The organism is Mesorhizobium sp. P3_A9, from assembly GCF_056402975.1.
The window spans coordinates 138,616-162,697 of record NZ_JBFUGJ010000001.1 but is presented as its reverse complement, the minus strand read 5'-3'; the positions used below and the strand labels follow the sequence as shown (position 1 = coordinate 162,697).

General features: G+C 63.4%; 23 protein-coding genes, 1 tRNA gene and 1 pseudogene. 8 read left to right on the top strand and 17 right to left on the bottom strand.

Annotation, left to right across the window (positions count from 1 at the left end; translation table 11 throughout):
* Positions 1-204: 204 nt before the first annotated feature.
* Entirely contained in the window at positions 205-687 is a 483-nt protein-coding gene (gene rlmH, locus AC1DX0_RS00770; RefSeq protein WP_477221645.1) for a 23S rRNA (pseudouridine(1915)-N(3))-methyltransferase RlmH, read from the bottom strand.
* Between the two features lie 73 nt (positions 688-760).
* Positions 761-1,138, bottom strand: coding sequence for a ribosome silencing factor (gene rsfS, locus AC1DX0_RS00765; RefSeq protein ID WP_023777607.1), 378 nt, complete (start codon positions 1,136-1,138; stop codon positions 761-763).
* A 242-nt stretch (positions 1,139-1,380) separates the two neighbouring features.
* Between rsfS and AC1DX0_RS00760 the strand changes: the two genes are divergently transcribed.
* Entirely contained in the window at positions 1,381-2,232 is an 852-nt protein-coding gene (locus tag AC1DX0_RS00760) for a mechanosensitive ion channel family protein (protein WP_477221644.1), read from the top strand.
* Here AC1DX0_RS00760 and AC1DX0_RS00755 read toward each other — a convergent pair whose 3' ends face one another.
* The 6 genes from AC1DX0_RS00755 to obgE form a co-directional block, all read right to left on the bottom strand.
* A complete protein-coding gene (locus AC1DX0_RS00755) occupies positions 2,233-3,522 on the bottom strand; it encodes an MFS transporter (protein WP_477221643.1) in 1,290 nt (429 codons plus the stop codon).
* A gap of 73 nt (positions 3,523-3,595) precedes the next feature.
* Entirely contained in the window at positions 3,596-4,366 is a 771-nt protein-coding gene (locus AC1DX0_RS00750; RefSeq protein ID WP_477221642.1) for a glycosyltransferase family 32 protein, read from the bottom strand.
* Entirely contained in the window at positions 4,363-4,995 is a 633-nt protein-coding gene (locus tag AC1DX0_RS00745) for a nicotinate-nucleotide adenylyltransferase (protein ID WP_477221641.1), read from the bottom strand. Before AC1DX0_RS00745 ends, AC1DX0_RS00750 begins: the two co-directional genes overlap by 4 nt.
* A 285-nt stretch (positions 4,996-5,280) precedes the next feature.
* Positions 5,281-6,567 (bottom strand): glutamate-5-semialdehyde dehydrogenase, encoded by a 1,287-nt coding sequence (locus AC1DX0_RS00740; RefSeq protein WP_477221640.1) that lies wholly within the window; start codon positions 6,565-6,567, stop codon positions 5,281-5,283.
* 3 nt (positions 6,568-6,570) lie between these two features.
* Positions 6,571-7,725, bottom strand: a complete 1,155-nt coding sequence (gene proB / locus AC1DX0_RS00735) for a glutamate 5-kinase (RefSeq protein WP_477221639.1) — start codon at positions 7,723-7,725, stop codon at positions 6,571-6,573.
* Between the two features lie 3 nt (positions 7,726-7,728).
* A complete protein-coding gene (gene obgE / locus AC1DX0_RS00730; RefSeq protein ID WP_477221638.1) occupies positions 7,729-8,760 on the bottom strand; it encodes a GTPase ObgE in 1,032 nt (343 codons plus the stop codon).
* A 132-nt stretch (positions 8,761-8,892) separates the two neighbouring features.
* Here obgE and AC1DX0_RS00725 point away from each other — a divergent pair, with 132 nt between their 5' ends.
* The gene (locus tag AC1DX0_RS00725) at positions 8,893-9,762 is read left to right on the top strand and encodes an endonuclease/exonuclease/phosphatase family protein (protein WP_477221637.1); all 870 of its coding nucleotides are present in this window, start codon (positions 8,893-8,895) and stop codon (positions 9,760-9,762) included.
* 7 nt (positions 9,763-9,769) lie between these two features.
* Here the strand turns inward: AC1DX0_RS00725 and AC1DX0_RS00720 are convergent, their stop codons facing one another.
* The 4 genes from AC1DX0_RS00720 to AC1DX0_RS00705 form a co-directional block, all read right to left on the bottom strand.
* Positions 9,770-10,303, bottom strand: a complete 534-nt coding sequence (locus tag AC1DX0_RS00720) for a GNAT family N-acetyltransferase (RefSeq protein WP_477221636.1) — start codon at positions 10,301-10,303, stop codon at positions 9,770-9,772.
* Positions 10,304-10,324: 21 nt separating this feature from the next.
* Positions 10,325-10,912: a GNAT family N-acetyltransferase gene (locus tag AC1DX0_RS00715; protein ID WP_477221635.1), complete on the bottom strand. Its 588-nt coding sequence runs from the start codon at positions 10,910-10,912 to the stop codon at positions 10,325-10,327.
* Positions 10,913-11,029: 117 nt separating this feature from the next.
* Entirely contained in the window at positions 11,030-11,299 is a 270-nt protein-coding gene (rpmA, locus tag AC1DX0_RS00710) for a 50S ribosomal protein L27 (RefSeq protein ID WP_095771984.1), read from the bottom strand.
* A 98-nt stretch (positions 11,300-11,397) separates the two neighbouring features.
* The gene (locus AC1DX0_RS00705; RefSeq protein ID WP_477221634.1) at positions 11,398-12,090 is read right to left on the bottom strand and encodes a 50S ribosomal protein L21; all 693 of its coding nucleotides are present in this window, start codon (positions 12,088-12,090) and stop codon (positions 11,398-11,400) included.
* 242 nt (positions 12,091-12,332) lie between these two features.
* Between AC1DX0_RS00705 and AC1DX0_RS00700 the strand changes: the two genes are divergently transcribed.
* Together AC1DX0_RS00700 and AC1DX0_RS00695 are read left to right on the top strand one after the other, a co-directional pair.
* Positions 12,333-13,361 (top strand): serine hydrolase domain-containing protein, encoded by a 1,029-nt coding sequence (locus tag AC1DX0_RS00700; protein ID WP_477221633.1) that lies wholly within the window; start codon positions 12,333-12,335, stop codon positions 13,359-13,361.
* 137 nt (positions 13,362-13,498) lie between these two features.
* Positions 13,499-13,588 (top strand) — tRNA-Ser (locus AC1DX0_RS00695).
* A gap of 153 nt (positions 13,589-13,741) precedes the next feature.
* On the opposite strand, the gene AC1DX0_RS00690 is transcribed toward AC1DX0_RS00695, so the two are convergent.
* Positions 13,742-14,005, bottom strand: a complete 264-nt coding sequence (locus AC1DX0_RS00690; RefSeq protein WP_477221632.1) for a PilZ domain-containing protein — start codon at positions 14,003-14,005, stop codon at positions 13,742-13,744.
* 814 nt (positions 14,006-14,819) lie between these two features.
* Between AC1DX0_RS00690 and AC1DX0_RS00685 the strand changes: the two are divergent.
* A pseudogene (locus AC1DX0_RS00685) lies at positions 14,820-14,918 on the top strand (SDR family oxidoreductase); the annotation flags it as partial.
* An 18-nt stretch (positions 14,919-14,936) separates the two neighbouring features.
* Here the strand turns inward: AC1DX0_RS00685 and recQ are convergent.
* On the bottom strand, positions 14,937-16,772 hold the full coding sequence (gene recQ, locus AC1DX0_RS00680; protein WP_477221631.1) for a DNA helicase RecQ: 1,836 nt from the start codon (positions 16,770-16,772) through the stop codon (positions 14,937-14,939).
* A gap of 255 nt (positions 16,773-17,027) precedes the next feature.
* Between recQ and AC1DX0_RS00675 the strand changes: the two genes are divergently transcribed.
* Positions 17,028-18,449, top strand: coding sequence for a coniferyl aldehyde dehydrogenase (locus AC1DX0_RS00675; protein WP_477221630.1), 1,422 nt, complete (start codon positions 17,028-17,030; stop codon positions 18,447-18,449).
* Between the two features lie 173 nt (positions 18,450-18,622).
* The gene (locus AC1DX0_RS00670; protein ID WP_477221629.1) at positions 18,623-19,642 is read left to right on the top strand and encodes a glycosyltransferase family 9 protein; all 1,020 of its coding nucleotides are present in this window, start codon (positions 18,623-18,625) and stop codon (positions 19,640-19,642) included.
* Here the strand turns inward: AC1DX0_RS00670 and AC1DX0_RS00665 are convergent.
* Together AC1DX0_RS00665 and uxaC are read right to left on the bottom strand one after the other, a co-directional pair.
* On the bottom strand, positions 19,635-19,973 hold the full coding sequence (locus AC1DX0_RS00665) for a cupin domain-containing protein (protein ID WP_477221628.1): 339 nt from the start codon (positions 19,971-19,973) through the stop codon (positions 19,635-19,637). The two genes, AC1DX0_RS00670 and AC1DX0_RS00665, sit on opposite strands and share 8 nt — an antisense overlap.
* 46 nt (positions 19,974-20,019) lie before the next feature.
* Positions 20,020-21,429, bottom strand: a complete 1,410-nt coding sequence (uxaC, locus tag AC1DX0_RS00660; protein ID WP_477221627.1) for a glucuronate isomerase — start codon at positions 21,427-21,429, stop codon at positions 20,020-20,022.
* A 155-nt stretch (positions 21,430-21,584) separates the two neighbouring features.
* Between uxaC and AC1DX0_RS00655 the strand changes: the two genes are divergently transcribed.
* Complete coding sequence (locus AC1DX0_RS00655) at positions 21,585-23,063, top strand: mannitol dehydrogenase family protein (protein WP_477221626.1); 1,479 nt, start codon at positions 21,585-21,587, stop codon at positions 23,061-23,063.
* Between the two features lie 27 nt (positions 23,064-23,090).
* On the opposite strand, the gene lepB is transcribed toward AC1DX0_RS00655, so the two are convergent.
* Positions 23,091-23,933 carry a signal peptidase I gene (gene lepB / locus AC1DX0_RS00650; protein ID WP_477354033.1) on the bottom strand — a complete coding sequence of 281 codons (843 nt, stop codon included), beginning with the start codon at positions 23,931-23,933 and terminating at the stop codon, positions 23,091-23,093.
* Positions 23,934-24,082: the final 149 nt, after the last annotated feature.

The window sequence follows — 24,082 nt, the reverse complement described above, 5'->3', positions numbered from 1 at the left end:
TCGCGATCTATACTATCCGCGGCTTCGTTAACGAACCATCAACCATGTTTGAACAGCCCGCCCGAATGCATGTCACCCAAAAGTGGTCCCGATTTTGGGAAACGACATGCATAAAAACCTGAGATTTCGATCTTACGCGGCATTGGGGCGGAAATCCGGGCAACGGGCGACGAATCACAGCTTCCGGCAACTGTAGCGGCAGGCTCACGCGCGATGATAGGGGTGGCCGGAGAGGATCGTCGAGACCCTGTAGAGCTGCTCCCCCAGCATCACCCGCACCAGTTGGTGCGGCCAGGTGAGCGCGCCGAACGACAGCACCAGATCGGCCTGGTCGCGCAGTGACGGATCGTGACCGTCGGCGCCGCCTATGGCCAGCACCAGCGCCTTGCGCCCGCCATCGCGCAACTGTCCGATGCGATTGGCTAAATCCTGCGAGGAAAGGCTCTTGCCGCGCTCGTCGAGCAGGATCAGGGCGGTGCCAGGCTGCAGCTGCGTCTGCAGCCTGGAGCCTTCGTCGCGCTGGCGCTCGGCAGCGCTCTGCGCGCGGCCCTCGGCGATCTCGGTTATCCCCGAGAATTCAAGCCCGACCGCTGGCCCGCTCTTGGCAAAGCGCTCGAAATAGCGGTCGGCCAACTCCCGCTCGGGGCCGGTTTTCATTCGGCCCACGGCATGAACTGAAATCTTCATCCTCGCCTCTATAAGCCGCTAATGCATGTCACCCAAAGGGTAAATCCGATTCTGGGCAACGGCACAGTGCAGCTTAATGAAGGGTCTCTTCCTCGAGATCCGGCGCCTGCCACATCTTTTCAAGATTGTAGAATTCGCGGACTTCGGGGCGGAAGACATGGACGATGATATCGCCCGAATCGATCAGGACCCAGTCGGCGCCTGACAGCCCCTCGACGCGCGCCGTGCCGAGGCCGGCATCCTTGAGCGCCTTGAGGAGATGATCGGCGACAGCCGAGACATGACGGTGCGATCGGCCCGACGCGACGACCATGTAGTCGCCGAGGCTCGATTTCCCCTGAATGTCGATTGAGACAATATTTTCGGCCTTGGAGTCTTCCAGACTGGCAAGGACTGTCTTGATGGCACGGGACACGGCGTCGTCTACGCTGATCCTGGCCGGCGAAGGCATGATATCGGCCTTCTTCCGCAGTGCTGTTCTCAGTGTATTTCCTTTCGCAGCAAGAACAACCAAATCACCCCCAAAAGCAGGTGACACTGCTTAGATAGGCAGAGTTCCCTGACAGTTTCAAGACGCAGCCGCGCCGCGCACTAACGTCTTGTTGGTCCTGTGGTTCCGCCGCACCCCTTAAAAGATCGGAACTCAGGCCGCCCGCATGGGTTATCGGCTCATCGACCAACCGGGATTCCACTATGCCGATCGACCCGCAAAATGCTCTTCTTACCGTTCAGGCCAGCCTGGCCCAGCTCAGCACGCTGATTGTTTCGTACTCCTTTTCGGCCATTGGTGCCGTCATTCTGCTTGTCGTCGGCTACATCGTCGCCGGGCTCGCCGAACGCTCCATTTTCGCTGGCCTCGGCCACATCCATGGTTTCGACCAGACGCTGCGGCATTTCTTCTCCAAGATCGTCCGCTACGCCATTTTGGTGCTCGTCGTCATCATGGTGCTCGGCCAGTTCGGCGTGCAGACCGCATCGATCATTGCCGCGATCGGCGCCATCGGCCTTGCCATCGGCCTGGCGCTGCAAGGCACGCTGCAGAACATCGCCGCCGGCATCATGCTTCTGGCGCTGCGGCCGTTCCGCATCGGCGAATCCGTCGAGGTCGGCTCCATATCAGGCTCGATCGAGGAAATCGGCCTGTTCGCCACCAAGCTCAGGACCGCCGACGGCGTCTATATCCTGGCGCCCAATTCGACGCTGTGGAACCAGCCGGTGCGCAATTTCTCGCGCAATGGCGTGCGTCGCGCCGATATCACCCTCTCGATCGGCTCATGGAACGACATCGACCGCGCCCAGAAGACACTGCTTGCCATAGCCGGCGCCGAGAAACGCATCCGTCGCGAACCGGCACCGATCGCCTTCGTCGCGACCTTGGGCGACAGCACCGTCTCCATCACCTTGCGCTACTGGACGTCATCAGCCGATTTCTTCGCCACCCAGATCGATCTCACCAAACGCGCCAAGCAGGAGTTCGATAGCGAAGGCATTTCGATCCCGCTGCCGCCGCCGGAAGCACCGACGCCCGAAGCGCGCCGGCAGTAATCAATCACCCGCGCGCCGAGGCTCGTCCGGCGCATAAGCAAGCTCGACCGGCAGCGGCGCTTGCGCCGTCATCGGCGCGAAGCTGCCGGTCTCGGTGGCAGGCACGGCCTGTGTGGTGAACACGCGCAGCAGCACGAACAGGCAGAAGGCGCAGGCAATGACGATTGCCACATAGATGAAGGCCTGTGTGCCGAAGACGGCCGACAGCGCGGTGACGATGCCCGGCACGATGAAGCCCGACAGCGACCAGGCAAACAGAAGCGAACTGGACAGCGCCACCATATCGTCCTTGCCGGCACGGTCGGCGGCATGCGCGCTGGACAGCGAATAGATCGATTCCGCCGCGCCGTCCCACAAGACATAGATCACCAGCAGCGCCGGCAGCGCGCCGCCGTCGAAGCCGAGCGCGAAAATGCCGGCCAACGCGGCAAGCCCGGATGCCCCGATCAGCACATAGCGGCGGTCGGTGCGATCGGAAATCCAGCCGAATGGGAGCTGCAGGATCAGCGTCCCGAGCGGCATCACCGAAAGCAGGAGCGCCACATCGGCCTGGCTATAGCCCTTGGCGGTGGCATGGATCGGCGCAAAGCCGGCAATCGACATCGACAGGCCGCCGACCGCCAGCATGCCGGCAACGCCGACCGGCGAAATCCGCCAGGCCCGGCGCAGCGCCACCGAGGCCGCCTGCGGCGCCGGCGGCTGCGCCAGCCGTGTCATGCCGACGGGCAGGATCGACAGGGCAGTAAAGACGATGCCGATCAAGGGCGCATCCGCGGTTCTGATATCGACCAGCGCCAGCGTCGCATAGCCAACACCGAGCCCAGCGACATAGGCAACGTAGAAGAACGCCATCACCCGTCCGCGTATGGCGTTGGCCACGGCATCGTTCAGCCAGCTCTGCGCGACGATGAACAGGCCGCATATGGCAAAGCCGTACAGAGCGCGGGCAGCGATCCACAGAATCGGATGCGGTCCAGCACCAACGGCGGCATTGGCCAGCGCAATCAGCGCCGACAGCACCATGAAGGCGCGGGCATGGCCGACCCGGCGCACCAGTGGTCCGGTCAGGATACAGCCTGCGAGACCGCCGGCCGACAGCCCGGTAATGATCAACCCGGCCCAGGTCGGATCGAACCCTTCTGCACCGAGCCGGACCGGGATATAGGCAAACATCAACCCGTTGCCGATGGCGATCAGCGCCATCGACACGATGACGCTGGCAATCGCGATCAGCGGCGTGGGCTGACTGCCATGCTCTGGGTCGATCGTGGTGCGGTTCTTATCCAGCATGCGCGCAGCATCGCCCACCCCAAAGCGAAAAGCCGCCGCAAAAGCGACATCTTGGGACAGATGACGGCGCCGATCACATGGCGAGAATTTCGCCTAGCGGCGAGGTCGCAGGCACATCGGCGAACGACAGCTTGCGCAGCGATCCGCGCCAGAGGTGGATCGCCAGTGTGTCTGGACCGACCAGGTCGGCGAGAGACCGCTGCGGATCGAGCAACGTGCCTTCACCCTCGACATTGGCATAAAACACATTCTGAGCCGACGCCTGGTCGAGCAGCCCGTGCTTGCGCACCAGATAAGTCAGCAGAGGCGGCCCGAGCGAGGCATGCGGCAGGTTCTCGAATCCCTTGAGCCGGCCGAACGCCCGCCGAACACCGAAGCGCAGCCGCTTGCTCCAAGAATACCATTCCGGAAACCGCTCGGGATGGTCGACCATGTCGGCGAGATCCCCCAGGATCGGCGATCCGGCGGGCAGGCTCAGCACCGCATTGTTGATGCGGGTCTGGCTCTCCCAACCGAACATGTAGGGCCGGCGCGGCAAGGGCCTGATGCAATACATGTCGCAGTCGACATAGATCTCGGCCCCGGTGGTCAGCAGCTTGTAGCGGAAGATATTGCCGAACAGAGAATAGCTGCCGTTGCGGTGAACGATGACACGCTCGCGCGGCAGGATGTTCGTCGCGTCCGCAAGCTCCACGCCCGGCGGCGCGTCGCCGGGATCGTCATAGACGTGCAGCACGGTACGATGGCCAAGGCGGACGAAGGATTTGAGGCAGGCGACTTGCATCGGCCCGAGCGGCCCGCCGATCCAGAAAGCATGAACCGAGGGCAGGCCGGGATCGATCATGACTTCGCCATCTTGCGGATCGCGCTCGACGACAGCGAGGAGCGTGGGCCGTGAATGAAGGTCCAGGCCGGCGCTTTCATGCGCGCAAGCAGCGGCGCATCGCCTTCATCGATGCGGGCATAGTCGAAGGTCTTGGCGACAACCGATGACAGGAATGACAGCGTCGCGCCCGGCCGATCGATGACCGCGATCGGGAAGGTCAGCACGATCTCACGCCAGCGCTGCCAGCGGTGGAAATCGCGCAAACTGTCCGCGCCCATGATCCAGACGAACTCGACGCCGGGATTGCGCGCCTTGACCAGCGCCAGCGTGTCCGCGGTGTAGCGCACATGATGCGCTGCTTCGAAGGCGGTGACCTTGATCTTCGGGTTCTTGGCGATCTTCTCCGACAGCTGCAGCCGTTCAGTCAGCGGCGCCAGCTCGCGCGTGCTCTTCAGCGGGTTGCCCGGCGTCACCATCCACCACAACTGGTCGAGCGCCAGGCGCCGCAACGCAATCTCCGCGACCAGCGCATGGCCGGCATGCGGCGGATTGAACGAACCGCCGAACAGGCCGACGGCGAGGCCTTTTTCGGCGTGCGGCATGCGGAGATAGGCCGAGGGGGCGGGGGGTGGAGAAGGAGATAGCATCGCGCTAGGCACCCCCCTCTGCCCTGCCGGGCATCTCCCCCGCAAGGGGGGAGATCAGCAGTTTCGACGAAGGCGTAGATCTTGCAACGTTGAAGATTGGCGAAACCCGAAATGCCACCCAATCTCCCCCCTTGCGGGGGGTGAGGAGTGGTCCGCGAAGCGGACGGGAAGCCAATTGCTTGGCTTTCCGAACGACGAACGCCCGGAGCGACAGCGAAGGGCCGGGTCCGGCAGGACAGAGGGGGGTGCCCGGGCGCAAGCTTCAGCCCCTTAGGACGAAAAGCTTCAAGGCCTCACCTGTCCCGAGCCGCGCACGCGGTATTTGAACGAGGTCAGCTGCTCGACGCCAACCGGCCCACGCGCATGCATCTTGCCGGTGGCGATGCCGATCTCGGCGCCCATGCCAAATTCGCCACCATCGGCGAACTGCGTCGAGGCATTGTGCAGCAGGATCGCCGAGTCGATCTCGTTGAAGAACCGTTCCACGGCCTTCGCGTCCTCGGCGATGATCGCCTCGGTGTGATGCGAGGAGAAGGTTTCGATGTGCTCGATCGCACCACCGATGCCATCGACCAGCTTCACCGCGATAATGGCGTCGAGATATTCGGTCACCCAGTCGGCATCGGTCGCCGGCTTGGCGTCGAAAAACACCTTCAGCACCTCGGCGTCGGCATGGATCTCGCAGCCGGCGGCGCGCAGGGCGTCGAGGATCGGCACCAGATGGGTGGATGCCACGGCGCGGTCGACCAGCAGCGTTTCGGCGGCGCCGCAGACGCCGGTGCGCCGCATCTTGGCGTTGACGGCAATCTTCACCGCCATGTCGAGATTGGCGGAACGGTCGATATAGAGATGGCAGATGCCTTCGAGATGAGCAAAGACCGGCACGCGCGCCTCGCTCTGCACCCGTCCGACCAGGCTTTTGCCGCCGCGCGGAATGATCACGTCGAGCGTGCCACCTAGGCCCTTGAGCATCTCGCCGACCGCGGCGCGGTCGGTGGTCGGCACCAACTGGATGGCGTCTTCAGGCAAGCCGGCTTCCTTCAGGCCTTCGACCAGGCAGGCATGGATGGCGGAGGATGAATTGAGCGAATCCGAGCCGCCGCGCAGGATCACCGGATTGCCGGCTTTGAGGCAGAGAGCGCCGGCATCCGCCGTGACGTTCGGCCGGCTTTCATAGATGACGCCGATGACGCCGAGCGGCGTGCGCACGCGCTCGATCTGCAAGCCGTTCGGCCGCTCCCAGGCCGCGATCACATCGCCGACCGGATCCTTGAGTTCGGCGATCTCGCGAATGCCGTCGGCCATGGCACGAACGCGCGCCGGATTGAGCTTCAGCCGGTCCATGAAAGAACCGGAAAGCCCGGATTCGTGGCCATTCGAGACGTCGATGGCGTTTGCGTCGAGAATGTCCTGCTCCCGGGCAAGGATCGCGTCTGCCATGGCACGGAGTGCGGCATTCTTGGCCGCGGTGGTGACGATGGCCAACGGTCGGGCGGCAGCGCGGGCGCGGCGGCCGATATCGGCCATCAGCGCCACGGTGTCGTCCCCGGATTTTTCATGCAGCTTCAGCATGGCTCACCCTCCGCTTATGTCGCTTCCAGCCCGTACTTGTTCATCGGAATGACTCACCACCAGATCATCGCGGTGGATCATCGCCGAACGCGCTTCGTAACCGAGCACGGTTTCGATCTCGGCCGTCTTCAGGCCTGCGATCCTTACGGCATCGGCGGCATCATAGGCAACCAGCCCGCGCGCGATCTCGCGGCCTTCGGGCGACAGGATCGCCACCGTATCGCCGCGCGAGAAATTGCCGCTGACCAGCTTGACGCCGGCCGGCAACAGCGATTTTCCCGACGTGAGCGCGCCGACAGCGCCGGCATCGACCGTCAGCCGGCCCGCCGGTTCAAGTTGGCCGGCGATCCATGTCTTGTAACCCTTGACCGGATTGCTGCTCGGCCGGAAGAAGGTGGCGCGCTCGCCGCGCTCGATCGCCATCAGCGGCGACAGCCGCGTGCCCGATGTGATGATCATAGCCGTGCCGGCGGCGGTGGCGATCTTGCCGGCATCGAGCTTGGTGCGCATGCCGCCGCGCGACAGCTCCGACGCGGCCGCTCCCGCCATCGCCTCGATATCGGGCGTGATGCGGTCGACCACCGGAATGAATTTTGCTCCCGGATCCTTGGCTGGCGGCGCCGTGTAGAGCCCGTCAATGTCGGAGAGCAGGACCAAAAGGTCGGCCCCCATCATCGTCGCCACGCGTGCGGCCAGCCTGTCATTGTCGCCATAGCGGATTTCGGAGGTGGCCACCGTGTCGTTCTCGTTGATGACCGGCACCGCCTTCATCTTGAGCAGCGTCGAGATCGTCGCCCGCGCATTGAGGTAGCGGCGGCGCTCCTCGGTGTCGCCAAGGGTCAAAAGAATCTGGCCTGATTTCAGCGCGCCCTTGCCGAGCGCATCCGACCAGGCGCCGGCGAGAGCGATCTGTCCGACGGCGGCGGCGGCCTGGCTTTCCTCGAGTTTGAGCGCCCGCTTGCCCAACCCCAGAATGGTGCGACCAAGCGCAATGGCGCCGGAGGACACGACGAGGATTTCAGCGCCACCTTGGGCGAGCACGGCAATATCGTCGGCCAGCGAGGCCAGCCAATCGCGCTTCAAGCCGCTCGCCCGGTCGACGAGCAACGCCGAGCCGATCTTGACGGTGATGCGCCGGTATTTCCTGAGCGACTGCATGCCTTACTTTTCCCAGCGCGTCTCGACCACCGGCGCAGCCTCCGCGCGCGCCTCGGCAATCACCCTCATCAGCGCCCGCAGCACCGCCTCGACCCCCTCACCGGTGACGGCGGACAGCAGCATCGGCGCGCGTCCGGCGGCTCGCTTCAGCGAAGCAACCTTCTTCTTGCGTGCATCGGCGTCGAGCGTGTCGACTTGGGAAAGCGCCACGATCTCGACCTTCTCGACCAACCCATTGCCATAGGCGTCGAGTTCGGCACGCACGGTCTTGTAGGCCTTGCCCGGATTTTCCTCCTGCGCCGAAACCAGGTGCAGCAGCACGCGCGTGCGCTCGACATGGCCAAGGAAGCGGTCGCCGATGCCGACGCCTTCATGCGCGCCTTCGATGAGGCCGGGAATATCGGCGATGACGAACTCGCGCGCGTCGATGCGCGCGACGCCGAGGCCGGGATGCAGCGTCGTGAACGGATAGTCGGCGATCTTCGGCTTGGCCGCTGTAACAGCCGCGAGGAATGTCGACTTGCCGGCATTGGGCAGTCCGACCAGCCCCGCATCGGCGATCAGCTTCAGCCGCAGCCAGATGTTGAGCTCTTCGCCGGGAAGGCCGGGGTTGGCGCGGCGCGGCGCCTGGTTGGTCGAGGTCTTGAAATGCTGGTTGCCGAAGCCGCCATTGCCGCCCTTGGCGAGCAAGAAGCGCTGGCCGACCACGGTGAGGTCGCAGATCAGCGTCTCGTTGTCCTCCTCGAAGACCTGGGTTCCCGCCGGCACTTTCAGCGTCACATCGGCGCCCTTGGCGCCGGTCATGTTGCGGCCCATGCCGTGGACACCGGTCTTGGCCTTGAAATGCTGATGGTAGCGATAGTCGATCAGCGTGTTCAGGCCGTTCACCGCTTCCAGCCAGACATCGCCGCCACGGCCGCCATCGCCGCCATCCGGCCCGCCGAACTCGATGAATTTCTCGCGCCGGAAAGACACCGAACCGGCGCCTCCGTCACCGGAGCGGACATAGACCTTGGCTTGATCGAGAAATTTCATGGGATTGCAGTTTCTTTTATTGGCCTTGCGGCATTGCTCTAAACCTTGGGCCTTGCTCTAAACCAAGGCGCGGCCAAGGGCGAGGCCGTTTTGTGACAATGGCCGCTTGGGGTCGGCCGGAGAAATGTTGGTATGAAGCTTGTAACCTACAACATCCAGTACGGCATCGGTCTTGATGGGCAGTACGATGTCGGACGGATCGCCGATTCCGTGCGCGGCGCCGACGTGATCGCGCTGCAGGAGGTCACCCGCAACAATCCGAGAAACGGCAGCCGTGACATGGTCGCCGAGATCGGCGAGGCGCTGCCCGACTATTTCGCCGTCTACGGCAGCAATTTCGAGGCCAATATCGGCTCGCGCATCGAGAACGGCCGCGCCATCACCACGACCTTCCAGCTCGGCAACATGATGCTGTCGAAAACACCAATTCATCTGTCGCGCAACCTGCTTTTGCCGCGCAGCCGCAGCTTCGAGATGATGAACTTCCAGCGCGGTGCGCTGGAGGCACTGATCGAGACGCCGCTTGGCTTCATCCGCTTCTATTCCATCCATCTCGATCACCGCAGCCCGGTCGAACGCGCCAGCCAGATCCAGTTCCTGCGCCGGCGCCTGTTGAACTATGCGCTTGAGGGCGGCGCGCTGTCCGGCGTCGCCGAGATCGGCCTGCCGGAATTGCCGCACCCCGAGGCGTTTGTGGCCTTGGGCGATTTCAACATGCTGGCCGGCTCGCCCGAATATGTCGAACTCGCCGGCCGGCCGGACCACCAATTCGGCATGCCGCTGACCGCCGACTTCGCAGTCGATGCCGCCGTGCGCCTTGATGTCGCCGGCGACGATCTCGTCAGTTGGGTCGACCCCAAGGACCCCGCCAACACCGACCGCCACAAGCGGATCGACTACGTCTTCACCAGCGCCTCGCTTGCCCGATCGCTACAGCGCCTGTGGGTCGACCACCAGGCAACCGGTTCGGACCACCTGCCGGTGTGGGCCGAACTGGGCTGATGGCTCTTTATCCGCCTGCGTTTTCGCGTTCGACGATCGCCATCATGATCGCATCGCGATATTCCCCATCGATATAGACCGCGTCGCGCTGCACGCCCTCCCTGACAAATCCGACCTTGTCGTAAAGCGCGATGGCGCGGGCATTGTCGGCATGTACGAAAAGCTCGATACGGACAAAGCCGTCCTTGCGCGCTTGCGCCACGGTTGCCTTGATGAGCTTCCGTCCAAGGCCACGCCCCCGATAAGACGGGACAATGCCCATCCCAAGCGCGCCGCGATGAGCGTGTATGGGCCGATCATGGCGCGTGATGTCGCACCAGCCGACAACCTCGCCACGAACAGCTGCTACATAGCCTGGATCGCCTCTTGCGATTCGGTCCATCACAAATCTTCTGGCTTGATCCAGCGGTGGCGCCTCGAGAAAGGACAAGTACTTTCGCTCACGCGAAACGACATCGAGCGCGTGATGAAAGCTTTCGATATGCCCAAGTGCGAACGGCACGATCGCGACCGTTTCAATTTCGCTGCTGTCCTCAACCATTGGCTTCACCAACGCCATACATCAGAAGTGAACCCAATTCCTGAGGCTGGTCCAAGTCTTGCGGTCGAGCCGGTAGCGCTCGACGGGCACCTGGCCGGCGACGATCGAGTTCAGCATGCCTTGGCCAGCATACTGGAAGCCGCATTTGTGGATCACCCGGCGAGAGGCCGGATTGATGACCCGCGTTGACGCCTGCAGCACCTGGATCGACGTCTTCTGGAAGGCGAGGTCGACCAGCGCGTGGGCGGCTTCGGTCGCATAGCCGCGCTTCCAGAAGGGCTCGCCGATCCAGTAGCCGAGCTCCAGCCCGCGATCGGTGGTGTTCAAGCCCGCGCAGCCGACGAAGGTGTCGGTGCCGGCCAGCGTCAGCGCATAGACAATGCCGGCGCGGCGCGACTTGGTCATGGCCAGGAAGGCGCGCGCCTCGGCCTCGCCATACGGGTGCGGCATGCGCGCCAGCATTTCGGCGACATGGCGGTTGTCGGCAAGCTCGACCAGTTGCGCGATGTCGCTTTCGCGCGGCGCCCGCATCACCAGCCGCTCGGTGACCAGCACCGGGCAGTCTATCGCGTAACTTTCGTCTTCTGAGTCTTCTGCTTCGGCAACCATTTGAAGTCCTCCAGGCAAAGAAAAAGGGAGATGGAAACCCATCTCCCTTGATCCTTTTCCTGGCTTTGCCAGACACCGGTCCCCGAGATGGGCGCCGGTGTTCTAGTGCGGAACCGGCTACTCCGCGGCTTTGGCAATCGGGTTGACCGATACGTAGGTTCGGCCGTTGGCTTTTTTGTTGAACGTCACGGCGCCGGATTCGAGCGCGAAAAGGGTGTGGTCCGTGCCCATGCCGACATTGACGCCGGGATGCCAGGTCGTGCCGCGTTGACGAATGATGATGTTGCCCGGGATGACGGCTTCGCCGCCGAACTTCTTCACGCCCAGACGCTTGGAATGCGAGTCGCGACCGTTGCGCGACGAGCCGCCAGCTTTCTTGTGTGCCATCTAACTAACTCCGTTGCGCCGCAAGGCGCCTAAAAGGCCTTATGAACGCGTTCGCGTTCCGTTTCAAGTCCGATCCGGCGACCTGATCGCCGGAAAAATTACTTCTTCGCCAGTTCTTTGGCCTGTTCGCGCCAGTCCTTGATCTGGTCGGCGCTGAACGGCATGTGCTCGTCGATCTTGGCGACATCCTTGTCGGACAGCTTGGCCAGCTGCGCGAAGGTGATGATGCCCTGCTCGGCGAGATCCTTGGCGGCGACCGGGCCGATGCCCTTGATCACGGTCAGGTCGTCCGGCTCGCCCTTCGGCGCCTTGAACAGCGGCGCTGCAGCCGTCTCGGCCGTCACTTCCGCCTTGGGGGCAGCTTCCTTCTTGGCCTTGGCTTCCTTCGGTGCGGCCTCGGCCTTCGGCTCGGCGGCCACCTCGGCCTTGGCTTCCTTCTTCGGTGCCTTCACCGCTGCCGTCTTCGTCGGCTTTGCGCCACCCAGCAGGATCTCGGCGATCCGCACGGTGGTCAGAAGCTGGCGATGGCCGATCTTGCGGCGCGAATTCTGGCGGCGGCGCTTCTTGAAAGCGATGACCGTGCGGTTCTTGCCCTGCTCGACGACTTCGGCGGTGACCAGAGCGCCATCGACGAACGGCGCGCCGAACGTGACATTCTCGCCCTCGCCATGCGCGAGCACGTGGCCGATCTCGACGATATCGCCGACATTGGCTTCGACTTTTTCGATCTTCAGGAGATCGTTGGCGGCAACGCGATACTGCTTACCGCCCGTTTTAATGACTGCGAACATTTTTTGCCTTTCGCTGTTCGGTCGGCCTTGATGAACCGCCTGAGGCGGTTCGGCCGTCTTTTTGTCAGTCTGCGGGTTCAAAAAACAAGCGGCGTGGAAGAACCCTCCACGCCGATTGCGCGCTGTCCCTAACCGAAGGTTGCGTGGGAGTCAAGGCAAACAGCCGTTGCCGAGACTGTTATTGGCCGGCGCGAACCGGCCGTGTCAACATGCACAGGCGTTTGCCGTCGGGGGAGGCGAGGATGCGTGGCTGGTCGGGACTTTGCCTGAGTTTGATGCTGTTGGCATGGCAGCCCGCTCTATCGGCGCCCAACCCGGTCGCCGAAAGCGTCGACAGCGCCGTCACCGCCTGGATGAAGGACTATCACATCGCCGATGCCGAGGTTGCCGTGGCGCTGCACCAGACGCTCGTCGGCTCCTACGACCATGGCTGGAAACCGACCGAGCGGCACCCGATCGCCAGCCTGTCGAAAGCGATCACCGGCGTTTGCATCGCCGGTCTCGTCGATGACAAGCGCCTGGCGTTCACGGATACGCTGGGCAGCGTGCTCGTCGGCTATTTCAGGCGCAACAACGGCGCCAACGCCCCGAAGGATCCGCGTTTCACCGCGATCACCATCGACGAATTGCTCACCCATCGCGCCGGGCTGGTAAAGAACGCCTTCGACGACAAGAACGACCATTCGGTCAGCGCCTCGTTCAAGACGGCGACACAGACCATGCTCGAGTTTGCTCCGGGCAGCACGACTTCCTACAGCGACAGCGGCTACCTCATTTTGGGCTACGTCGCACAGGTGCTCGCCAACCACGCCTATAGCAACGTCTGCGGCAAGGTCTTCACAAGGCTTGGGTTGGCCGCAAATGCCGGCGTCATCGACGACACGCTGGTGGCGCGGACACCGAATGGCGGCTGGGATATTTCGGCGCAGGATTATGCCAAATTCCTCTATGCCTTCGACAAACAATCCGGCGTTCTCGGCCCGACGACACGCCAATGGCTGGACGCTCTGCCGGGCAAAGTGAGCTATGGCCTGGGCGCCTACATGAAGCGCACCGCCCGTGGCACCCAGTATTATCATGATGGCCTGCTGCATCATCACATGCCCGACTACCCCGAGACCGGCGGCTCTTTCTTCTTCGTCAACGAAGCCGGCTACGCCGCCGTGGTGATCTTTTCCGGCGAGAACGACGGCAAGGTCTACGGTGCCTTGGAAAAAAGCGTGAGGGCGGTGATGACCGCCAAGGCCGCCTATACCGTGCCGGGCCAGTGACCGGCAAATACCGCCTTGAATCCGCTGCTTGCCCGGCAGGCCGGATGGCAAGCCAAATATCGGCGGATTTGGCCTTGTAACCTGCCCGTTCAGCCGTTATCTAGTGCGCCGCGCCGGCAACGGCCGACCATGACCGCGGAGAGGTGGCAGAGTGGTCGAATGCACCGCACTCGAAATGCGGCATGGGTGCAAGCCCATCGGGGGTTCGAATCCCTCCCTCTCCGCCATTCCTGCGCCTGAAGCTATGAAGTAGCGTAGGGGACCTGCTTCACCGGTCACTTCCCGCACGGCCCTCAACAGCACCTCATGCAAGGTCATGACGCGATAAGTTCGACCAGTTGCTTAGGTTCCGGCGTCCGGTTCGCCAATGGCATGCTGTTTCAATAGATCTGTACGCCAAGCCGCTCGTTCTTCCTCCACCGCACCACGGCACGATATTCGACACCATCGGCATGGATGTGCAGGACGAACCGCTCGGGAACCACCACGCCCGGCTCCACCCGTAGCTCCGCCCCATGAGCGTGCTGGTTTCTGACGGAGCAAGCGATTGTCACATCCTCGGTGACAATGGTCCCATCCTTTAGAACGGCCGCCCGGGGATGTGAGCGTCGTTCAATTGGTGGATCATCGGGGTTACCGCTCATCTTTTTTATTCCTCCCGAAAATCTCGCAGCCAAGCGCATAAACTGACCGCAACAATCGCCATTCAATTAGCATACGCTAAAATAGTTCCGGAACATTTACTGCGACGCGAGGTTCGATCGGCTGCCGCCCAATAGGCAAAAAGAGCCCGCCCGGAATGGGGATCAAGGGCGGGCCAAGAGGTGGCTAGGGATCATCCCAGCATAGGTCAACGAGCAGCGGAGGGGTTGGTTGCCACTGCGCAAAACCATGGTTTGATTCCTTGCATCTTGGCTAAATTGATTGTGTCAGTGGCCATGGAATTCCGAGCGGGGGCTCATGACCACAGACCTGTTTCTCACCGCGGTCGCCGCAATGCTTGTCCCGCTCTATTTCATTCTCAAGTGACAGATGACGACGGGGGGCCGCCACAGGGACGGCGGGGCTTGTGGGCCATCGGTTGGCCCCCGAATTGCTGCTCTTGTACTTCATTCGTATGACTTCAAGAATATCAGCCTGGGTGCATATATTCGCCAGCCCACGGCGCCGTTCCTCACAAACCGCTCCGTCGGGTTAGGCCCGGTGTCTCGTTTAGATCCCAACAAAGGATGCCGGGCCGCTTTCTAAAGTTCCAACACAAGAATCCCGCCGCCCCACTCACGGCAGCTGCGGATCGATCTAGCCTCTTGAGCGCGATCTCGGGCAGGCGAAATAAGGGAACCGCCCGCCGAATTCAAACCTTTGTCGATCACTTATGTTCCGGTGCACTTCGGTCAAACGTAAGCTTCCCGTCGCGGACGCGCTCCCGCTGGTGGCCCTCATAGTTGGGAATGGCAGGAGATCGCCGGTGCCGCGCTTTTCCTCGCCAGCGACGCGGCGTCTTTCGTCAACGGGCATGTCCTGACCGTCGATGGCGGCATGTCGATACAGATGTGACGATTGCGCGGACGGCCTTCAGGCCGATCCACCCGCCTGGTGCGCCGCAATGGCGCTCAGAAAGATCTGCCCGAACTCCTTGAGCTTCGCCGCCCCCACGCCATTCACTTCGGCGAAGGCGTCGAGGTCGCGCGGACAGCGCTCGGCCATGTCGATCAAGGTGCGGTCGGAAAACACCACATAGGCCGGCACCTGGCGCTCCTTGGCGAGGCGCAAGCGAAGTGTCTTGAGCGTGGCCAGCAGCGAAGCGTCGACGCCTTCGGCACCCGAACCTTCGGCCGCTCGCATCTTGCGCAAGGCGCGGCTGCGCATCTCGACACGGTAGCGGAACGGCATCTCGCCGCGGCCAAGCGCATGACCTTTTTCGGCGATGGCGAGCCCGCCATGGCCGCTCGGGTCCGGCTCCAGGAAACCGTTCGCGACCAGCTGCCGCATCAGCGACATCCAGAAATCCTTCTTTTGCGCCGCGCCGCTGCCGAAGCAGGCTAGCCTCTGATGGCTTCTGGCCTGCACCTTCTCGGTCTCGTGGCCGAGCAGGATGTCGATGACATGGGCGGCGCCGAAGCGCTCGCCGCTCTGCGCCACGGCCACCAGGATGATGCGCGCCTCGGCCGCACCATCGGCGCGCGGCACCTGGTCGAGGCAGTTGTCGCAATTGCCGCAAGGCTGCGCCTCCTCGCCGAAATAGCCGAGCAGCACCTGGCGGCGGCACTGCGCCGTCTCGCAATAACCGATCAAGGTGTTGAGTCGCTGGTGCGATCGTTTTTTGTGCTCGGCTGATGCGTCCTCGTCGTCGATGAACAGCCGCCGCATGCGGATATCGCCGAGGCCAAACAGCATATGCGCCTCGGCATCCCGCCCATCGCGGCCGGCACGCCCGATCTCCTGATAATAGGCTTCCAGGCTGCCCGGCATATCGGTGTGAAAGACATAGGCGACATCAGGCTTGTCGATGCCCATGCCGAAGGCGATGGTCGCCACCATGACGACGCCCGACAGCGTCATGAAAGCGTTCTGATTCGCTTCACGCGCCTCCTTGCTCATGCCGGCATGATAAGCGAGCGCGGTGACGCCGTTCTTCTCGAGGAAGGCCGCCATCTCTTCCGTCTTCTTGCGCGACAGGCAGTAGACGATGCCGCTCTTACCGGCATGGCGTTCGATGAAACGCAGCAATTGCCGCTTGCTGTCCTGTTTGGATTCGATCGCCAGCTTGATGTTGGGCCGGTCGAAACCCAGCACCAGGGTCTCGACGCGCTCGGCGAACAGCCGTGCCACGATATCGCTGCGCGTGCTCTCGTCCGCCGTCGCCGTCACCGCGATGATCGGCGCGTTGGGAAAGACGTGCCGCAGCCGCGACAGATCCTCATATTCGGGCCGGAACGCCGGTCCCCATTGCGAGATGCAATGCGCCTCGTCGATGGCGATCAGGCTGATTTCGAGCCTCGAGAGCGCCTCGAGCATACGCTCGGTCATCAGCCGCTCCGGCGCCAGGTAAAGCAGCCGCGTCTGGCCGGACGCTACGCGCCGCCAGGCCGCGACATTGGCCTCGCGGTCGATCGAGGAATTGATCGTGTCGGCGGACACTCCGGCCAGCCGCAAGGCGGCGACCTGATCCTGCATCAGCGCCACCAGCGGCGACACGACGAGGGTGAGCCCGCCCAGAACCAGCGCCGGAACCTGGTAGCAGAGCGATTTGCCCGCACCCGTCGGCATGACGGCCAGCACATGGCGCCCACCCAGCAGCGCGTCCATGACATCGGCCTGCCCGGGGCGGAAATCGTCGAAGCCGAACACGTCCTTCAGGACGCGCCGCTTGGGATCCTCGGTCCGAAGGCTAGCTGCCTGCGCCGACATCAGGCGGACACCGGACGGGAAGCGATTTTGCGAGGATTGGAGAGGATGTGGAAACCGGTCAAGAGACTCTCCGCGTGAGCCTTCGGAGTAGCGCAGCTGGTCTCGGAACACAACCGGAACGGCCACTCCATCTCGACGGAGGACTGATTGGCCATGGCTAGCGAAGGCTCACCTTCCCCAACGACACCTGCACCCCCGCTGGATTCCTTCACGCGCTAGGATGTAAGCTTGGCCAGACGAGCCAGGGAGGGCACGATGCTGCAGGTGAGACAGGACGTCCTCGGCGAACGGTTCCAGCTGCAGCGCGCCGCCTTCGAGAAGCGGCCCTTTCCGGACCTGAGCGTTCGGAAAGACCGCCTGAAGCGCCTGCAGGCGCTGACCGAGCAGCATGAGGCGGAGATCTGCGCCGCAATCAACGCCGACTTTGGCAGCCGCTCGACACACGAGACGCGTCTTGCCGAGCTGTTTGTCGTACGCGCCGGCATCCGCCACACACTGTCTCATCTGAAAGGCTGGATGCGGGAGCGTCGTGTCGCCACCACCTTGCCGTTCCTGCCGGGTCGAAATCGCCTGCTGCCGCAGCCGCTTGGTGTGGTCGGCATCGTCTCGCCGTGGAATTACCCCTTTCAGCTCGCCGTCGCGCCGGTCACGGCAGCGCTCGCCGCCGGCAACCGCGTGCTGGTCAAGCCGTCCGAACTGACACCGGCTTTCTCGGAATTGCTCGCCAAACTTGTCGGCGAGCATTTCGCCCCGGATGAGCTCAGCGTCATCACCGGCGATGCCGAGATGGGCAAGGCCTTCGTATCGATGCCCTTCGATCATCTGCTGTTCACCGGTTCGACCGCGGTCGGCCGCCATGTGGCGATGGCCGCTGCCGCCAACCTGACCCCGGTTACGCTCGAGCTCGGCGGCAAGTCGCCGGCAATCTTCGACCCCTCCTGCGATCTCGATGCGGCAACAGCCAGCGTCGCCTATGGCAAGCTGCTCAATGCCGGGCAGACCTGCATCGCGCCGGATTATCTGCTGGTGCCGAAGGGACAGGCAAGCGCGGTCGCCGCGAAGCTCGCAACGGCAATCGCGAAGCTCTACCCCACCCTGCGCGACAACCCCGACTATACCGCCATCATCAGCGACCGGCACTTTCAGCGCCTGCACGCCATGATCGCGGAAGCCCGCGATGCCGGCGCCGATGTCATCGAAATCAACCCAGCCGGCGAAGATCTCGGCACCACGAGCCGCAAGCTGCTACCGACCCTGGTCCGCAATGCCGGCCCGGACCTGCGGCTGATGCGCGAGGAGATTTTCGGACCGGTGCTGCCGATCGTCGAATACGCCACCGTCGACGAGGCGATCAGCCATGTGAACCAGGCCGACCGGCCGCTGGCGCTCTACTGGTTCGGCAACGACAGCGGCAACCGCCAGCGCATCCTGCGCGAGACCGTCGCCGGCGGCGTCACCATCAACGACTGCATGCTGCATCTGGTGCAGGAAAACCAGCCCTTCGGCGGTGTCGGCGCCAGCGGCATGGGCGCCTATCACGGCGAATGGGGGTTCCGCACCTTCAGCAAGGAGAAGCCGGTTTTCCTGCAGTCGCGCTTGAGCGCCGGCGCCCTGCTGCGCCCGCCCTATGGCAAGACGTTCGAGCGGCTCTTCGGCCTGCTCCGGCATATCACCTGACCGACATCAATGCCGAAATGACGAGGCGGGGCGGCGGCGATACCGGCTATCGCTCATAATGTTACGTCTGGCGCATATTCCCTCTGGATTCAGCCGGGGTTTGCTGTCTTCTTGCATTTTTTCCGAAGCTGGCTCCCCTCTCGACGCCATAGCCCTAACGGATCCGCCCGACCATGGACTTGCCCGCGCCGCTGCTGATTTTCTACGTCCGCAACGACGCCCTCGGGGATGGGTTGCTGCGGATCCCGGCCTTGCGGGCGGCGAGAACGGCCTTCCCACAAAGCCATATCGTCTATGGTTGCCAGGGCAAGTCTTCGCTCATGGGCATGTTGCACAAGCATGCCGCTCCCCTGGTCGACGACTTCAGGCTGAAGCCGCTTTCCGACATTCTCGCTGAATTCGCACGGCCGGGCAGACAGAAGACGGTCGTCGACTTCCGGACGGGCGTGCCCGGCTTGATGGTCACCGGATTGCAGCTTCTCGGCCGCGGCGTTCACTACGAGCCCAATTTTGCCGGCTATCTCCTGTCGCTGCGCCGGGGCACCCGATGGACCTTGCGGCCCGAACACAACGCCTGGCGCTACCACAGGCTGATCGAGCGCCTCGCCGGCCGCCACCTGCCCTTCGACCACAGGCTCGATGTTCCGCCGGCCGCCCGGACCATGGCGCGCCGGCTCGTCGGCGCCGACGACCGTCCGCTGGTCCTGCTTGGCGGCAACGCCAGGGGCAACAAGTTCATGAGCGAGGACCAGATATCAGCCGTTGCCCGCAATCTCATCGATGCCGGCTATCACGTGCTGTATCTGGTCACCCCGGGCAAGGGACCGACGCCACAGAGCCTGGCCGCCAGGGAAAGCCGGCTCACGATGATCGGTCCCGACCTTGGGCTCGATGTCGAGGCATTCGGCGATCTCCTGCTGGCGCTCGGCGAAATGGCGGCTGCCTATGTCGGCATGGAAGGCGGTCTGGGGCACCTGTTCGCCACGGTCATGACACCGACGGTGATCGTCAACAACGGCGCCAATCTGGAGCGGTGGCGGCCGCTGTCGAACATGGTCGAGGTGGTGACGGCGCCGAGACGCGGACGCAGGGCTGACGTCGCCGACGCACCGGTCGAGGCCATTCTCGAGGCCACGCATCGCTTGCTCGCCGCCGGTCGCCGTGACCATGCGGGCGCTCGCGCTTTCAGGTGAGAAAATCGGCCCTGTGCGGCGTGAAGCTGTCAACCAGCCGCCCCGCTTCCAGCGCCTTGACGCCGTGCACCAGACCCGACGGCACGATGAAGCTGCCGCCTGTCCCGAGGATTTCGGTTTGGCCGTCTATTGTCACCTCGAACCGGCCCTCGGCGACATAGCTTGACTGGACATGCGGATGCGAATGCAGGGCACCGACACCGCCCTTGTCGAAACCGAATTCGACCAGCATCAATTCATCGGTGGAGAGGAGAACCCGCCGCCTGTTGCCGTCAGACGTCGGCGTCCAGTCGCTCTCGCCGGCATGGGCGAAGATCTTTGTCATCGTCATCTCCTCATCGTCGACGGCTGGCCAACGGTAATCGCATCGGCATGCATCAGAGCCGATAGGCTTTCTTGGCGAGCGTATAGGCCAATTCACCGGCCAGCTCATGCGCCTCGTTTTCGCGCAGCCGGTGTTCGGCGACGAGCCGCGCCAGGAAGGCGCAGTCGACGCGACGCGCCACATCGTGGCGGGCCGGGATCGAGGGAAAGGCGCGGGTGTCGTCGTTGAAGCCGACAGTGTTGTAGAAGCCGGCCGTCTCCGTTGTCATCTCGCGGAAGCGGCGCATGCCTTCCGGACTGTCGTGGAACCACCAGGCCGGCCCGAGCCGGAGCGCCGGATAGACGCCGGCCAATGGCGCCAATTCGCGTGCGTAGCTGGTTTCGTCGAGCGTGAAGGCGATGATTGTCAGGTCGCGCTCCAGTCCGACGCAGTCGAGCAACGGCTTCAGCGCCGTCACATAGTCGGTCCGCGTCGGAATATCGAAACCCTTGTCGCGGCCGAACTTCTGGAAGATGCCAGGCGAGTGATTGCGCCAGGAGCCAGGATGGATCTGCAGCACCAGCCCGTCATCCCGGCTCATCTTGGCCATCTCGGTCAGCATCTGGGCTCGGAACAGCTTTCGCTCGCGCTCATCGTCCGAGCCGTGGCGGATGCGGTTGAACAGCTCCTGGGCAGCCGCATCGGAAAGGTTGGCGGTCTCGGCCGTCGGATGGCCGTGGTCGGACGAGGTCGCGCCAAAGCTCTTGAAGAAGGCGCGGCGCTGGCGATGCGCGTCGAGATAGCCAGCCCAGCTGCCGGTATCGCAACCGGTGATCTCGCCGAGCCGGTCGAGATTGGCCGCAAACCCTTCGAAATCGGGATCGACAACCGCGTCCGGCCGATAAGCGGTGATGACGCGGCCCTCCCAGCCGCTGTCACGAATCATCTGGTGCCATTTCAGGTCGTCGAGCGCGCCTTCCGTCGTCGCGATGACCTCGATGTTGAAGCGCTCGAACAAAGCGCGCGGGCGGAAATTCTCCCACTGCAGCAGCGTCGCGATCGTGTCGTAATGGCGGTCGGCGGTCTCGGCGCTCAGCGGCTCTTCAATGCCGAACAGATCGGCCAGCACATGATCGAGCCACAGCCGGGTCGGCGTGCCGCGAAACAAATAATAGTGCTCGGCAAAGCGCCGCCAGATCGTCCTGCCGTCGGTCTCGACCGGGGCGCCGTCCAGGGTCGCCACACCGAGATCCTCGAGCCGCACGCCCTGGCTGAACAGCATGCGGAAGATGTAGTGGTCGGGCACGATGAGCAATTGCGCCGGATCCGGGAACGGCTCGTTGAGCGCATACCAGCGCGGATCGGTGTGGCCGTGCGGGCTGACGATGGGCAGGTTCTTGATGCCGGCATAGAGGTCGCGGGCAAGCGAGCGCGAATGCGCTTCGGATGGAAACAGCAGGTCCGGATCGGTCAGCGCGACCATGGGGAAAGCGGCTCCTTCCAGTCTGGATACCGGTACGTTCGGGCCAAGGCGAAGTCAATGTGCGCTGGCAAAGCGGCATCCTTGCGGCAGGCGCAAACAGGTGTTACGCCGCCTGTCATCCGCCGCGTCCCCAAGCCCTCAGCCCCGGTATCGTGATGACCAGAAGCCATCTGTCCGACGCCACGCTACAACAGCTGCCCGAGGGGACCAAAATCCCCTTATATGATCGCGGCAAGGTTACCCCAGGCATGGTGCATCTTGGTGTCGGCGCCTTCCATCGCGCCCATCAGGCCGCCTATGTCGACGACTGCCTGGCTGCAGGCGAAACGGACTGGGGCATCGTTGGCGTCTCCTTGCGCAGCCCCGACACGCGCGACGCGCTGACGCCGCAGGACGGGCTCTACACGCTGGCGATCCGCAGCAGTGGCGAGGAGGAGCTGCGCGTCATCGGCTCGATCCAGTCGCTGCTGGTGGCCCCGGAAGACCCCGGTGCGGTGCTGGCCGCGCTGACCGATCCTCGCACCCGCATCGTCACGCTGACGATCACCGAGAAGGCCTATCTCAGGGCGGCGGGCGGCGGACTGGACGCCAGCCATCCCGACATCATCCACGATCTGGCCAATCCGCGGATGCCAAAGACCGCGCATGGTTTTCTGACCGAAGCGCTTGCCCGAAGGCTGGCCGCGGGAACACCGCCCTTTACCGTGCTGTGTTGCGACAACCTGCCGGCCAATGGCGCCACACTGCACCGGCTGCTGACCGAATTCGCGGCGTTGCGCGATGCCGGGCTCGCCCGTCACATCGCCGATGCAGTCGCGTTTCCCTCCAGCATGGTCGACCGCATCGTGCCGGCGACAACCTATGCCGACCGGGCGCGGATCGCGGGACAACTCGGCGTCGAGGATGCCTGGCCTGTTATGACCGAACCCTTCCGCCAATGGGTCATCGAAGACAATTTTCCGGCGGGTCGGCCGGCTTGGGAGAAATTCGGCGTTACCATGGTTGGGGATGTCGCCCCCTTCGAGGACATGAAGCTCAGGCTGCTCAACGGCGCGCATTCAGGCATCGCCTATCTCGGCCTGCTCAGCGGCCACGCCACGGTCGACCGCGCCTTCGCCGATCCGGCGATCCGGCAGTTCGTCGACGGGCTCTGGGCCGAAGCCATCCCGACATTGCCGGAGGATGCCGGACTCGACACAAAAACCTATACAGCCGAGCTTGCCGAGCGTTTTTCAAACACCGCGCTCGCCCACCGCACCGCGCAGATCGCCAATGATGGCAGCCAGAAGCTGCCCCAGCGCATCATCGCGTCCGCCCTCGAGTGCCTCGAAGCCGGTACCGAGTTCGTGCATCTCACTCTGGTGGTTGCCGCCTGGATCGCCGCCTGCGCCGCGCGCGGAAACACCTTGCCCGAAAACCATTTCACCGATCCGCTCGACGCGGCACTGACGGCGCTTTTGAGCCAACAGCTACCGGCGAATGAGACCGTGACGGCGGTGTTCGACCTTGCCGGCTTCGCTGGGGAGCACGCCGAGCGCCAGACGCTGATCGAACTCGTGGCCGTGCATCTCGTCCACCTGCGACGGGATGGTCCCACCCTGGCCTTCGCTGCGCTCGGCATAGGAAGCGAGTAGTCGAGTCGGACCCAATGTGGTTTGGGCCTATCTGGCAGCCGAACCGTCCAACGTCTGCCGGGACGCGTAATCCGTGCCTTGCGAATTCCAGAACAATCGCACGGCCTTGCCGACAAGGTTTTCGTAGGGAACGAAGCCTACCGTGAACCGGCTGTCGGAGGCATTGTCCCTGTTGTCGCCCAGTACGAAATAATGGCCTTCGGGCACCTCGAACACACGCGTATTGTCACCAATCGAGTTGTCCGTCAGGTTGAGAACGAAATGGCTGACGCCCCCCGGCAGGGTCTCCCGTTGAAGCTTGGCTGGCCTCTCCTCGTACGAGAACGTGCCGGCATCCTCAAGGCCGACGGCCACATCGTTGATGTGAAGCACACCGTCGACGATCTGAATCCTGTCGCCGGGAAGACCGACGATCCGCTGGATGTAATCCGCGCTGGGGTCTGGCGGGAATTTGAACACCACGACATCCCCGCGCTTGGGCTCCGCGCCGAATATGCGTCCTTCTATCGGCAGCAGATTGAATGGCACGCTGTAGCGACTGTAGCCGTAGGCGAATTTGGAGACGAAGAGATGGTCGCCTTCCTGCAATGTCGGCACCATGCTGCCGGACGGAATCGAAAACGGTTGGAATAGAAACGAACGGATCACCATTGCGGGCACGGGTGAGGAGAGAAAGACGAGCACCAGCACCCAAAACCCGTGCGCGTACCATTTGTCCGGCTTGAACCGGGACGCGAAGGGCACGACAAGCGCCACCCACAAGATCATCAAGCCGATACTTGAAAGATTGGCCAGCCAGGTAAGATCGACGCCGGGCAGCACCGGAAAGCCGATGTAGATGATCGCGAGACTGAGGACGCTGACCGCCACCAGGCTGGCGAGCGCCAGCCTGCCGGCGCCGATCCACAGAAATCCGCCGAACGGTCCGCCAAAGGCCGACACCAGCGCCGTCGACCACCGGGATCTGGAAGCCGTTTCTGGTTGGTCTGCTTCCTGCGTCATCGGCTGTCCCCCCACGC